The organism is Ochrobactrum sp. XJ1 (genome assembly GCF_024701725.1).
GTDB lineage: Bacteria > Pseudomonadota > Alphaproteobacteria > Rhizobiales > Rhizobiaceae > Brucella > Brucella anthropi.
The window spans coordinates 151,164-164,234 of sequence record NZ_VDGD01000005.1 but is presented as its reverse complement, the minus strand read 5'-3'; the positions used below and the strand labels follow the sequence as shown (position 1 = coordinate 164,234).

Here is a 13,071-nt window from a genome sequence, read left to right as displayed (position 1 = left end):
GAAATGCTCTATCTCTTTGTTTTTACGCATGTCTTTATCCCGAAACCGGTTCCCACTTTCGGGAGACATGCTCTGAGGCGCGGGACACGCCGTTTATTTCAATCCGTGAGCGCTTCGATCTTCGGCCAGATCGGTCCAAGCGCCGATGCAATCTCCCTGAAAAGCTGATAGCGCTTTTCATAAAGCGCGCTTCGCGCCGCATCCGGCTCATAGGTGCGGCCTATGGCATCGAGATCGCGCGGATCGCTGTAAACATCGGCAAAGACACCAGCGCCCTTGCCAGCGCAAAGGGCAGCACCCCAGGCAGCGGCCTCGTCCGTATCCGTGACGGTAACGGGCATGCCGAAAACATTGGCGAACATCTGCGCGAAAGCCGGACTGCGCGACACGCCACCAGTGAGGCGCGCGACGGAGATTGCAAACCCGTCTTTCAGGTGATCGACATGGATACGATGATTGAAGGCAATGCCTTCCCATATCGCGCGCAGCATGTCGCCCCGATCCTGCCAGCCGCGCAGACCGAAAAACGCACCGCTCGCCATCGCTCCATAGGGCGAACCGAAGAGGTAGGGATGGAACATTGCCGTCGAAGGCTTTGCCAGTGCCGCATCGATTTCCGGGCGCAGCATGTCGTGGATGGAACGCCCTGTTTCCTCTGCCTCGCGCCGTTCTGCCGGGCAGAGCTTGTCGAGAAACCAGTCATAATTGGCCGTCGATGCGGGCGAGATCGACATATTGTTCCATTCGCCCGGCGCAATGCCATTGCGGCAGAACCAGCTTTTGTCGACACGCGGTTCGGAAGACAGCGTTTCGTTGATGGAATAGGTCCCGGCAACCACGGCAACGGTCCCGATGCCAAGCCCGCCGACGCCAAGTGCTGAAGCGGTGACATCGTGCAAGCCACCGACAACCGGTGTTCCGGCAACGAGGCCGGTGCGTTCCGCGCATTCGCCCGAGACGCTACCCACAATTTCATCGGAACGCGACATGGGTGGCAGCGCATCCCAAAGCGCATCCAGCCCGAAAAGGGCCAGTGCTTCTTTCGAATATTCCTGCGTGTTGACATCGGTGAAGGAGGTCGAGGCTTCAGTGCGATCCGTGCCCACATCGCCGGTCAGGCAAAAGCGCAGCCAGTCCTTGCAGGCGATCACATGCGCGATGCGGCCAAAGCGTTCCGGTTCGTTATCCTTCACCCATGCCAGAATGGCGGATGGAGCCGATGCATGGGGAAGCTGACCCGTGGTAGTGATGGCCTGCTCTGCAACGGGACTATTGACCCAACGCTCCGCAACATCGACAGCGCGGCTGTCGAGCGACAATATCCCTGCGCCAAGCGGACGGCGGTCCTTGTCGAGCATGTAGATGCCATCACCATGCGCTGTGGTGGCGATGGCCAGAATGTCCGAAGCAGGCCGCCCGCTTTTGGCTATAGCTTCGGCAATCGCATCCGCTGTTGCATTCCAGAATTCATCCATGTCGCGTTCGACATGACGGGCGCGCGGAAAGGATTGCGCCACGCGACGGCGCGCAACGGCAAGGGTGGTTCCGTCAATATCGAACAATACGGCTTTGGTGACGGTCAGTCCGCTGTCGATTCCGAGCAGAGAGGGCATGTATCGTATTCCTGATAAATATGCGCGGGCTATTCTTGCTTGCCGCCTGTCCGGGCATTGGCGCGGGCAACCACCACGTTGATGCCTTGCGCCTCCATGCGCTCGATATGCGCGAAAGGCGTATCTTCATCCACGATGACGACATCAAAGTCGCTGAGTGCCCCGAAATTATGCAAAGCGCGGCGCTCGAATTTTGTGTGATCAGCCAGAAGAATGCGCTTGGCGGCGCAGTCCAGCATGGCACGCTTGGTTTCCACCATTTCCGGCGACTGATGGAACAGAAGGTCGTCGGTGATCGCTGCAATCGAAATGAACGCTACATCGGCGCGAAGACGACGAATTTCGTGGATCGTCATGCCGCCGACGAATGCGTTGCACCAGTTATAGAGCTGACCGCCAAGGCCGAGCAGCGTCACATCCTTGATGTCACGCACCTCGTTCATCAGGATCAGCGAATTGGTGATGACGGTGAGCGGTCCCTTGCCGGGAAGATGCGGCACCATTTGCAGAACAGTGGTGGAATCGTCGAAGAAAATGGCCTGTCCCGGTTCAACGAACTGCATTGCAGCTTCGGCGATCAGTTTCTTTTCTTCCGACTGGCGGGTAACGCGATAAAGATCGCTTGCCTCGATCAGGCTTGTGGGCGCAGCCGACACGATGCCGCGCGACTTGCGAAACAGGCCACGGCTTACCAGTTCATCGACGTCGCGATGCGCTGTCATCAGGCTGATGCCGAACCGTTCGGTGAGGTCCTCGATACGCATCGAGCCTTCGGCCATTACAGTTTCCGCAATCTGCTGGCGCCGGACGAGCTGACGCGCATGCCGGCTGTCGTTCGGCACTTGCTCCGCCATCAGCTTGTCAATGCTTGCTTTGTTGCTCACTGCCATGCCTGTCACTTGTCCCCTTGCTTGCGCGTTTCGAAAGCCTCGAAATCGCCTGATAGGCTTCATATTGCGCGGTCTTCAGCCCCAAAATCCAGCGAGTGGTTGCATGGGACTTTCTTGCGGAGAGGGACTTCCAGAATGCGCATCCCGAAAGCTTTCTGCTGTCGGGATGCGCCTTTTCAAACCTTACTGTTCGAGAACGAACGGCGAGGTGTACTTGTCGACATTGTCCTTGGTGATCAGGATGCAGTCGAAGAGCTGCTTTTCATGATCCACACCAGTCTTGCCGGTCTTGATGAAGTTGTCGGCCTGCTTGACGGCAGCTTCCGAGAACACGGCAACCGGCTGCAGAACGGTGTACTGCAGTTCACCCGCCTTGATGGCTGCAACCGCATCCGGCGAACCGTCGAAACCACCGACCTTCACCTGATCCAGCTTGCCAGCCTTCTTCAGAGCGGCAATTGCGCCCAGAGCCATTTCGTCATTACCGGAGATAACGCCGATGATGTCCGGATTGGCCTGAAGCAGAGCCTGCATCTTGTCGTGCCCCTGGGTACGGTCCCAGTTGGCGACGTCCTGACCGGCCTTCACCAGATCCGGATACTGCGACAGAACGGTTTCATAGCCGTTCGAGCGCGTTGCGGCGTTGTTGTCCGATGGCGAACCGAACAGCTCGACATACTTGCCCTTGTCGCCAACGCTTTCGACCCACTGAGTCGCACCGAGAGCGGCACCCTGTGCGTTGTTGGAAACGAGCTGTGCCTTGGCCAGACCTTCCTGGTTGATTTCCGCATTGACGAGGAAAACCGGGATGTTGGCGGCGATTGCACGCTTGACCGCACCGACCGAACCGTCCGCATTGGCCGGATCGAGAATGATGGCAACCGACTTGTTGGTGATAGCCGTGTCGATCAGGTTGCTTTCGGTGTTGGTGTCGCCCTTGTGGCCACCGACAACAGCCTTGTAGCCGAGACCTTCAGCGGTCTTCTTGGCGATTTCACCTTCGGTGTACCAGTACGGGTTGGATGGATCGTTGACGATGATCGTCATCAGTCCTTCGGCCCAGGCCGTGCTGGCGATGAGAGGCAACGCTGCCGCAGCGGCGAACAGAACGCGCATTCCCTTCTTGAACATGGTCTCACTCCCTTAACATTTTTCGTTTGTGTTATGCCGGTTCCCCGGCGGTACTCATTTCCATCAGGCCGTTTTCGAGATCTTGTGCCTTTTTGGAAGTCTTTCGATACGCCCGGTTATTTTCGCGGCTCCGTCCGGAACGGTGGACAGAGCCGCTATCGATCATCGCCGGGAGTATTGAATGCTGTTGAGCAGAACCGCGAGCACGATTACCGCGCCGGTAAAGACGGTCTGCCAGTAGGAGGACACGCCGATAATCACGAGGCCGTCGGAAAGGAAACCGATCACGAAAGCGCCGAGAAGTGTGCCCTGGATAGTACCGCGCCCCCCAGTGAGCGCAGCGCCACCGATAACCACGGCAGCGATTGCCGTCAGTTCGTAGGTGGTGCCTGCCGTCGGACCGGCCGACGTCAGCTGCGAAGAAAGAACCAGACCTGCAATGGCAGCGCAGATGCCGGAAATGACATAGACCGACACCTTGACGCGCTTGACCGGAACGCCGGACAGTTCAGCCGCACGTTCGTTGCCACCCGACGCATAGAGCCAGCGACCAAATGCGGTGCGGTTGAGAACGATGGCGCAGATGATGGCGAGAACCGCCAGAACCAGAACGCCGATCGGCACGCCGAACAGCTTGTTGAAACCGAGCCAGTCAAAGCCTGTATTGCCAAGCTCCGGACGTCCGCCGAGATTGTTGTAGGTCAGGCCATTGGTCATCAGAAGCGCCACGCCACGCGCGCAATAGAGAACGCCGAGCGTCGCAACGAAGGCCGGAACGCGCAGATAGGCGATGAGCACACCATTGACCGCGCCGACGAATGCGCCGAGCGCACAGGTGATGAGAACCACGGCCCAGACCGGGAAATAGAGAATGATGCCGAATTCCTGCAGCGTCACGCCCTGCATCAGGAACCCGGCGACCACACCGGCCAGCCCCAATGTGGAGCCAACGGAAAGATCGATGCCGCCATTGAGGATGACGAGCAGCATGCCGATGGCAAGCAGGCCGAAAATGGCCACGTGCGACGACATGATGAGGAAGTTATCGACCGAGAAATAATAAGGCGAAAGGAACGAGAAAACTGCAATGATCGCGATCAGTGCAAAAAATGCACGACCTTCGAGCAGCAGATGCACGATGCCGGGTTTCCGCTTCGCGCCGTTCGGAGCCGCTGTTTCTTTGTTGGTGCTCGTGACTGACATTCTATCAGTGCTCCATAACCAGAGCATTTAACAACCCGACTTTGTCGGGTCTTATGCTCTATCCTTTTGTTTTAACGCATAATCTTGTCCGAAAAGTCTGCAACTTTTCGGGATTATGCTTTAGTGACCGACCATGGCTTCGCCCGAGGCGGCCATGATCTTCTCCTTGGACACGTCCGATCCGAATTCGGCGGAGATGCGTCCACGGTGCATGACGATGATACGATGAGCGATGCTGAGGCATTCGCCGACTTCCGAAGTCGTGTAGACGACGGCCAGACCCTGCTTCGCCTTTTCAGCCAGAAGCTTGAACACTTCCGCCTTCGCCCCGATGTCGATGCCGCGGCTCGGCTCATCAAGCAGGATGACTTCCGGCTCGGTCGCCAGCATCTTGCCGATCACGACCTTCTGCTGGTTGCCACCGGAAAGCGAACCGATTGCCGCTTCGCCGCCATCCGTCTTGATGTGCACATTCTTGATCGACTGATCGACAATCTGCTTTTCGCGCTTGCGCGATGTGAACAGACCCTTGGTCATTTCGGTGATGCTGGCGAGCGACAGATTCTTGCCGACCGTCATCGTCTGGACGAGACCGTCGCGCTGGCGATCTTCCGGCACCAGCACAAGGCCCTTCTCGATACGTTGTGCGATGGTGAGGCCGGAAACGTCCTGCCCTTTGAGGAGAACGCGTCCGCCGCTTGCCTTGAGACGACCGGCAACGGTTTCCAGAAGTTCCGTGCGACCGGCGCCCATAAGACCATAAATGCAGACGATTTCACCTGCGCGCACATTGAGCGACATGCGGTCGACCAGCGAGAAGCCCGCGCCACCCGGGTCGGGAACGGTCAGGTTCTCAACAGAGAGCGCCACATCGCCCCAGTCATATCCGGTTGGAGGCGAGCCGAGATCGAAGTTCTCGCCGACCATGTTGCGCACGATCCATTCCAGATCAATTTCCTCACGCGGCGCATAGGCCGTCATGGTTCCGTCGCGCAGCACCACCGCATGATTGGTGATCTGCAACGCTTCTTCCAGATGATGCGAAATGTAGACGATGGCGACACCGCGCGCCGTCAGGTCGCGAATGACCTTGAACAGGACTTCCACTTCCGAGGCGCTGAGCGCCGAAGTCGGCTCATCCATGATGAGAATGCGCGAATTGACCGAAAGGGCGCGGGCGATTTCAACGACCTGCTGCTGGCCGAGACGAAGTTCCTCGACCGGCGTCAGCGGGTCGATGTCTTCTTCCAGTTCCTTCAGAAGCGCGCGCGTCAGGCGTTCTTCCTCGGCAAAATCAACGCCGGTGGCGGTGCGGATTTCGCGCCCCATGAAGATGTTGTCGCGCACGTTCATGTTGGGCGCGAGGCTCAATTCCTGATGGATGATCGAGATGCCGAGGTCGCGCGCTTCGGTGGACGAATTGAACGTCACAGGTTCGCCATCGAGAATGATTGTGCCCGAAGTCGGCTGGATGACGCCCGAAAGCACTTTCATCAACGTTGATTTGCCAGCGCCGTTTTCGCCGAAAAGCGTCGTGACCTGACCACGGCGAATCTCGAAATTCACGCCCTTCAGGGCATGAATGCGACCATAGGATTTGGCAACGTTGTTTGCGGCAAGAACGACATCACCGTTTTTGCCTTCGATTTTCGAAGCGGTGCTCATTTCACTTCGAGCCCCACAGGCGTGACGAGCCAGTTCTTCGGATTGACGACCTTGAACACGCCAACCACCGTCACGGTCTTGCCGACGAGATTCTCGACATCGACGCCGGAAAGCACTTGCTTCTTCATCTCGTTGTTCAGGGCAGAACCGGCATTTTGATATTCGATCTGGTTCTTGAACTGGCCGAACTGGATTTCACCGGTCGCATCGCGCAGATCGGTGCCGTTGACGGCAGGGCCGGTCTGAACGCGGATGGCAACGCCTTCCGGCAGGCCGTCGACCTTCACGACATTGTAGTTGGATTTGCGCTCCTCAACGGTGCCTGTAAACTTGACCGGGACAACCGGATTGACGTCGCCGACGCCATATTTCTTTCCGGCGGCGGCCTTGTCGGCGGCGAGAGCCGTTCCAACTTCCACTGCATCCACGGCGCGCTGCTCAACGCTCGCCTTCACCTTGGGGAATTCGGAAGCACCGTAGGCATCGGGGGAGAAAGCCTGCTGGCGCACATCGGAATCAGACCCGATCTTCACGACCTTCGTGTCGAAGGCAATCGCACCGACAACCACGATCGCAGCGATCACGCTCCAGACGACGGCGCGGCTCAGCTTGGCGGGTTTTTGTGAAACTTGACTGGTTTGTGCACTCATTATCAAACGCCTTCAGCAATTCTGCCGTATTGTCGTTATGGAAACGGATGATGCGGCTGAATTAGACCGCCCGGAGATTACCCTCGACCATTGTCATCACGCTTACCGGATAGGCAAAAGCCTCCGCCAAAGCGGTGCAGGACGCGACAGACGAGATCATGATAGCCTCCACATGAATTCCAGGGCCCCGCTCCTCCGTGCATCCTGGAAACAGATGCGCCGCAATCAAAACCTATGATAGCGGCGTGTTATTAACTCCAATAATGATGTTATAAAGCTCGAAAGCTGTCAATCGGATGTTTTCGAAACACCGGTGAAATAGCACAATTTCGCGCCGAATCTCGATCACGATCTAGAGAAATCCACTACATAATTCGTTATCAATCGCACTATTCACAGCACCGTCTTTTCTCGCAAAGCCCGCCACAAAGATACTCACAAACTTCTATATTTTCTTTTATTTTCAATGAATTAAACATATTTAAAACCGAAGAAACATTAAGCTATTGATGGAAAACAGTGGGAAAACCGCACTCGAAGGCGCGGAGATTTCCCCTGCATTCACTCTTTGGTGAAAAAAAATGCGCCATCTAGAAAATTTTACAGACAACGTGATAGCGTTATGTTATCTCCAGCATACGCCATCGCCCGATTTCATTATAAACAGGGCTGCGAGCGACGTATTTTCAGTCGCGGGAGGAATCCAAATGTCAATGAAAGCACATAGCCGCCATGCGTGAGAAAGGTGACATCATCATCGGGATCGACGCGGGCACGTCTGTGCTCAAGGCAGTCGCTTTCGACCTTAGCGGACGCCAGATCGAATCTGCTGCCGTTCGCAATAAATACGATACCGGCGAACATGGCGCTGTCACACAATCGCTTTCCCAGACGTGGCAGGACTGCGCGCGCGCCTTGCGCGACCTCGGTGCAAAGATGCCCGGCCTTGCCGAACGCACTGCGGCAATCGCCGTTACCGGTCAGGGTGACGGAACCTGGCTTGTTGGCCGCGACAAGCAGCCGGTCGGCGATGCCTGGCTGTGGCTCGATGCCCGCGCGGCAACGACGGTGACGCGCCTCGCCGCTGGCCCCATGAACCGCGCGCGCTTTGAAGCGACCGGCACTGGGTTGAACACCTGCCAGCAAGGCTCGCAGATGGCGCATATGGACAGCATCGCGCCCGAGCTGCTGGACAATGCCGAAGTCGCGCTCCACTGCAAAGACTGGCTCTATCTCAATCTCACCGGCGTTCGCGCCACCGACCCTTCGGAAGCAAGCTTCACCTTCGGCAATTTCCGCAATCGCCAGTATGACGATGTCGTCATCGACGCGCTCGGTCTGAGGAAACGGCGTGGATTGCTGCCGGAAATCATCGACGGCACCGAAGTGCAGCATCCGCTATCCCCCGAAGCGGCAGCTGCAACGGGTTTGCGGGCAGGGACGCCGGTGAGTCTCGCCTATGTCGATATGGCCATGACAGCACTTGGTGCGGGCGTGCGCGGCGGCACAGCAGGCGCCGGGTGCTCGACCATTGGTTCGACAGGCGTCCATATGCGCGCCAAGCCGGTTGCCGATATCCACCTGAACAAGGAAGGCACCGGTTACGTCATCGCGCTGCCCATTCCCGGCATCGTCACCCAGGTGCAGACCAATATGGGGGCAACGATCAACATCGACTGGATATTGCAGGTTGCTGCCGATCTCATGTCGACGCCAGACAAGCCTGTTTCGCTCAGTGACCTCATTCCCCGCCTTGATGACTGGTTTAATGCCAGCCGTCCGGGTGCAATCCTCTATCATCCGTATATTTCGGAAGCGGGCGAACGCGGTCCCTTCGTCAATGCCTATGCCCGGGCCGGTTTCGTCGGTCTTTCCAGCCGCGACCGTTTCCCGGAAATGGTGCGCTCGGTTGTCGAGGGCCTCGGAATGGCGACGCGCGATTGCTACACGGCCATGGGTGAAATGCCCGCAGAATTGCGCATCACCGGCGGTGCAGCGCGTTCAAAAGCATTGCGCAGCACCCTTGCCGCAGCGGTGAATGCGCCCGTGCGCGTTTCCTCGCGTGAAGAGGCGGGAGCCGCAGGTGCTGCCATGATGGCTGCGGTGGCCATTGGCGCTTATCCAAGCATGGATGCATGTATTGCGGAATGGGTCGAGCCGCTGCTTGGCCCTTGCGAGGCCCCGGATGGTCCGCGCGCAAAGCACTATGAAGAACTCTTCGTTGCCTATCAGGAAGCCCGGCTGGCACTGACGCCCGTCTGGGACAAGTTGGCTTCCGATAGAGCATTTCCAGCAAAAGCGTGAAGCGGTTTTGCGTTCGGAAATGCGGTGAACAAAACGAATAAGGCCGGACCTTCCTTCCGGCACATATAGACTATGGGATGCAATTGCATCCGAAGGAGCATGAAATGGCTGAACCGGAAACCTGCGATCTCTTTGTCATCGGCGGTGGTATCAACGGCGCGGGCGTGGCCCGTGACGCCGCCGGGCGCGGCCTCAAGGTGGTGCTGGCGGAAAAAGACGATCTGGCGCAGGGAACTTCGTCACGCTCCGGCAAGCTGGTACATGGTGGTCTGCGTTATCTCGAATATTATGAGTTTCGCCTTGTGCGCGAAGCGCTGATCGAGCGCGAAGTGCTGTTGAACGCCGCTCCCCATATCATCTGGCCAATGCGTTTCGTTCTGCCGCACAGCCCGCAGGACCGTCCCGCCTGGCTGGTGCGGCTTGGCCTGTTTCTCTATGACCACCTCGGCGGCCGCAAGAAGCTTCCCGGCACACGCACGCTCGACCTGCGGCGCGATCCGGAAGGCACGCCGATCCTCGACCAATATACCAAGGGCTTCGAATATTCCGACTGTTGGGTCGATGATGCCCGTCTCGTTGCATTGAATGCGGTTGGCGCTGCTGAAAAAGGCGCGACCATTCTGACCCGCACGCCTGTCGTCTCCGCTCGTCGCGAAAAAGGCGGCTGGATCGTGGAAACGAAAAACCGCGACACGGGCGAAACCCGCACATTCCGCGCGCGCTGCATCGTCAATTGCGCCGGACCATGGGTCACGGATGTCATCCACAATGTCGCCGGCTCCAACTCGTCGCGCAATGTGCGTCTCGTCAAGGGCAGCCACATCATCGTTCCGAAATTCTGGTCGGGCGCAAATGCCTATCTCGTCCAGAACCACGACAAGCGCGTTATCTTTATCAATCCCTACGAGGGCGACAAGGCGCTGATCGGCACCACCGACATCGCCTATGAAGGCCGTGCCGAAGATGTTGCAGCAGATGAGAAGGAAATCGAATATCTGCTGACTGCAGTGAACCGCTATTTCAAGGAAAAGCTCAGGCGTGAAGACGTGCTGCATTCCTTCTCCGGTGTGCGTCCGCTGTTCGACGACGGCAAGGGCAACCCTTCCGCCGTCACCCGCGACTATGTCTTCGACCTCGATGAAACCAACGACGCGCCGCTGCTCAACGTCTTTGGCGGCAAGATCACCACCTTCCGCGAGCTGGCCGAGCGCGGCATGCATCGCCTCAAGCACATTTTCCCGAAGATGGGCGGCGACTGGACTCATGGCGCACCGCTTCCGGGCGGCGAAATCGCCAATGCCGATTATGAAACCTTCGCCAACTCCTTGCGCGACACCTATCCGTGGATGCCGCGCGCGCTCGTCCAGCACTACGGTCGTCTCTACGGCGCACGCACGAAAGACGTTGTTGCAGGCGCACAGAACCTCGAAGGGCTCGGCCGTCATTTCGGCGGCAATTTCCATGAGGCGGAAGTGCGCTATCTGGTGGCCAGGGAATGGGCAATGACGGCGGAAGACATTCTCTATCGCCGCACCAAGCACTATCTGCACCTGACCGAAGCCGAACGCGCCGCTTTCGTGGAATGGTTCGACAACGCTAAAATGGTCTCTTGAGGACACTATGGCCCTTACGCTTTCTCTGAACACCAATCCACTTGTGAACCGCTTTGCCGAACCGGATGACCTGATTGAAACGGTTGCGCGCGATCTGCGCCTGCGCGATCTCCAGCTCACACACGAGTTCATCAATCCAAGCTGGCAGGCTCCAACCATCCGCCGCCTGACGCGCGACATGGACAAGGCCTTGCAGCGTACCGGTGTTCGCGTCACTTCGGGCATGACCGGCCCCTATGGCCGCCTCAACCATTTCGGCCATCCGGACGCAGAAGTGCGCCGTTACTATGTCGACTGGTTCAAGACCTTCGCCGACATTATCGGCGATCTTGGCGGCAAGTCGGTCGGCACGCAGTTTGCGATCTTCACCTATAAGGATTTCGATGACGCTGCGCGCCGCGAAGATCTGATCAAGATCGCCATCGATTGCTGGGCGGAAGTCGCCGAACATGCGAGCCGTGCCGGTCTCGACTATGTGTTCTGGGAACCGATGAGCATCGGGCGTGAATTTGGCGAGACGATTGCCGAATGCATGAAGCTTCAGGATCGCCTGACCGCCGCCGACATGGCTATTCCGATGTGGATGATGGCCGATATCGACCACGGCGATGTGACTTCCGCCAATCCGGACGATTTCGATCCCTACGCCTGGGCACGCGCCGTGCCGAAAGTCTCGCCGATCATTCACATCAAGCAGAGCCTGATGGACAAGGGCGGACATCGTCCTTTCACAGCCGCGTTCAATGCCAAGGGACGCATCCAGCCGGAACCGCTTCTGAAAGCCTTTGCCGAAGGCGGCGCTGTGGACAATGAAATCTGCCTCGAACTGTCGTTCAAGGAGCGCGAGCCGAATGACCGTGAAGTCATTCCGCAGATTGCGGAAAGTGTGGCTTTCTGGGCTCCGCACATTGACACCGGCGCTAAGGACTTGAAGATATAAACGATTTCAGGAACCGGACCGCTTTCAATGGCAGATGCTGACGATTCACTGGCGCTGCGCGCCGCATGGCTTCACTTCGTGGCGGGCATGACCCAGTCAGCCGTTGCGAAGCGCCTTGGTCTGCCCTCCGTGAAAGCGCATCGCCTTATTGCCAAAGCCGTCGCGGACGGTGCGGTGAAGGTCAGTATCGACGGCGACATTACCGAATGTATCGACCTCGAAAATCGTCTCGCCGATATGTACGGCCTCGACTATTGCGAAGTCGTTCCCGACATCGGTGAGGAAGGTCTGCCGCTCATGGCGCTTGGCCATGCGGGTGCAGATTTTCTGCGCCGCGAGATCGAGCATGGCGACCATGAAGTCATCGGCATCGGCCATGGCCGCACGCTTTCGGCTGCAGTCAACTATATGCCGCGCGTCGTCGCCAATGATCTGCGCTTCGTGTCGCTGCTCGGCGGCCTGACGCGCAATTTCGCCGCCAACCCCCATGACGTTATGCACCGTATCGCCGAAAAGACCGGTATGCCTGCTTATGTGATGCCGGTGCCCTTCTTCGCCAACACGGCGGAAGACCGCGAAGTGCTGCTCGCACAGCGCGGCGTCACCACCGTTTTCGACATGGGTTGCCAAGCCGAACTGAAGATCGTCGGCATCGGCACTGTCGATGCGCAGGCGCAGCTTGTCACATCCGGCATGATAGAACTGGCCGAGGTCGAAGAGATCGCCAGCCTCGGCGGTGTTGGCGAAATGCTCGGCCATTTCTTTGACGCCAATGGCCAGCGCCTTGAAACCGCGCTGACCGCCCGCACCATCGCTGCATCAGTCGAAAACGCGGATATGAGCCGAATCGTGGGCCTTGCCGGTGGAATTTCCAAGGCGGAAGCCATCCGCGCTGTGCTGAAAAGCGGTCGTCTTTACGGTCTCATCACCGATGAACGCACGGCAAAGACGCTCGTTGAGCAGCCGAACGGAAAATAACATAATAACATTTTTGCAATGGATTATTTTGTGATTTTGTGATCTAACTTCGCGCAGAAAATGTTCCGCCAATAAGATCGGACG

At 57.9% G+C, this 13,071-nt stretch carries 10 protein-coding genes; 4 read left to right on the top strand and 6 right to left on the bottom strand.

From position 1 onward, the window contains the following. Positions 1–98: 98 nt before the first annotated feature. The 6 genes from FG152_RS10515 to FG152_RS10490 all read right to left on the bottom strand — a co-directional run bounded on the left by FG152_RS10515 (position 99) and on the right by FG152_RS10490 (position 7,152). The gene (locus FG152_RS10515; RefSeq protein ID WP_498986409.1) at positions 99–1,613 is read right to left on the bottom strand and encodes an FGGY-family carbohydrate kinase; all 1,515 of its coding nucleotides are present in this window, start codon (positions 1,611–1,613) and stop codon (positions 99–101) included. 29 nt (positions 1,614–1,642) lie between these two features. After that, positions 1,643–2,503 (bottom strand): DeoR/GlpR family DNA-binding transcription regulator, encoded by an 861-nt coding sequence (locus FG152_RS10510; RefSeq protein ID WP_010660876.1) that lies wholly within the window; start codon positions 2,501–2,503, stop codon positions 1,643–1,645. A gap of 183 nt (positions 2,504–2,686) precedes the next feature. After that, positions 2,687–3,634 (bottom strand): D-ribose ABC transporter substrate-binding protein, encoded by a 948-nt coding sequence (locus tag FG152_RS10505; RefSeq protein WP_010660875.1) that lies wholly within the window; start codon positions 3,632–3,634, stop codon positions 2,687–2,689. A 162-nt stretch (positions 3,635–3,796) separates the two neighbouring features. Next, positions 3,797–4,837, bottom strand: a complete 1,041-nt coding sequence (locus FG152_RS10500) for an ABC transporter permease (protein ID WP_010660874.1) — start codon at positions 4,835–4,837, stop codon at positions 3,797–3,799. Positions 4,838–4,957: 120 nt separating this feature from the next. Further along, positions 4,958–6,502 carry a sugar ABC transporter ATP-binding protein gene (locus FG152_RS10495; RefSeq protein ID WP_011982656.1) on the bottom strand — a complete coding sequence of 515 codons (1,545 nt, stop codon included), beginning with the start codon at positions 6,500–6,502 and terminating at the stop codon, positions 4,958–4,960. After that, on the bottom strand, positions 6,499–7,152 hold the full coding sequence (locus FG152_RS10490) for a DUF2291 domain-containing protein (protein ID WP_011982655.1): 654 nt from the start codon (positions 7,150–7,152) through the stop codon (positions 6,499–6,501). Before FG152_RS10490 ends, FG152_RS10495 begins: the two co-directional genes overlap by 4 nt. 732 nt (positions 7,153–7,884) lie before the next feature. On the opposite strand from FG152_RS10490, the gene FG152_RS10485 reads away from it, so the two are divergent. The 4 genes from FG152_RS10485 (at position 7,885) to FG152_RS10470 (ending at position 12,987) form a co-directional block, all read left to right on the top strand. Beyond that, positions 7,885–9,456 (top strand): FGGY-family carbohydrate kinase, encoded by a 1,572-nt coding sequence (locus FG152_RS10485; protein WP_278524695.1) that lies wholly within the window; start codon positions 7,885–7,887, stop codon positions 9,454–9,456. A 104-nt stretch (positions 9,457–9,560) separates the two neighbouring features. Beyond that, positions 9,561–11,069: a glycerol-3-phosphate dehydrogenase gene (locus FG152_RS10480; RefSeq protein WP_043061612.1), complete on the top strand. Its 1,509-nt coding sequence runs from the start codon at positions 9,561–9,563 to the stop codon at positions 11,067–11,069. A gap of 7 nt (positions 11,070–11,076) precedes the next feature. Further along, positions 11,077–12,009, top strand: coding sequence for a TIM barrel protein (locus FG152_RS10475; RefSeq protein ID WP_036587138.1), 933 nt, complete (start codon positions 11,077–11,079; stop codon positions 12,007–12,009). A gap of 27 nt (positions 12,010–12,036) precedes the next feature. Continuing rightward, positions 12,037–12,987 carry a sugar-binding transcriptional regulator gene (locus FG152_RS10470; protein ID WP_011982651.1) on the top strand — a complete coding sequence of 317 codons (951 nt, stop codon included), beginning with the start codon at positions 12,037–12,039 and terminating at the stop codon, positions 12,985–12,987. Positions 12,988–13,071 lie beyond the last annotated feature (84 nt).

Excerpts from the sequence above, each read along its gene's own strand:
- FG152_RS10515 (WP_498986409.1), bottom strand. The coding sequence starts at position 1,613 with ATGCCCTCTCTGCTCGGAATCGACAGCGGACTGACCGTCACCAAAGCC.
- FG152_RS10510 (WP_010660876.1), bottom strand. The coding sequence starts at position 2,503 with ATGGCAGTGAGCAACAAAGCAAGCATTGACAAGCTGATGGCGGAGCAA.
- FG152_RS10505 (WP_010660875.1), bottom strand. The coding sequence starts at position 3,634 with ATGTTCAAGAAGGGAATGCGCGTTCTGTTCGCCGCTGCGGCAGCGTTG.
- FG152_RS10500 (WP_010660874.1), bottom strand. The coding sequence starts at position 4,837 with ATGTCAGTCACGAGCACCAACAAAGAAACAGCGGCTCCGAACGGCGCG.
- FG152_RS10495 (WP_011982656.1), bottom strand. The coding sequence starts at position 6,502 with ATGAGCACCGCTTCGAAAATCGAAGGCAAAAACGGTGATGTCGTTCTT.
- FG152_RS10490 (WP_011982655.1), bottom strand. The coding sequence starts at position 7,152 with ATGAGTGCACAAACCAGTCAAGTTTCACAAAAACCCGCCAAGCTGAGC.
- FG152_RS10485 (WP_278524695.1), top strand. The coding sequence starts at position 7,885 with ATGCGTGAGAAAGGTGACATCATCATCGGGATCGACGCGGGCACGTCT.
- FG152_RS10480 (WP_043061612.1), top strand. The coding sequence starts at position 9,561 with ATGGCTGAACCGGAAACCTGCGATCTCTTTGTCATCGGCGGTGGTATC.
- FG152_RS10475 (WP_036587138.1), top strand. The coding sequence starts at position 11,077 with ATGGCCCTTACGCTTTCTCTGAACACCAATCCACTTGTGAACCGCTTT.
- FG152_RS10470 (WP_011982651.1), top strand. The coding sequence starts at position 12,037 with ATGGCAGATGCTGACGATTCACTGGCGCTGCGCGCCGCATGGCTTCAC.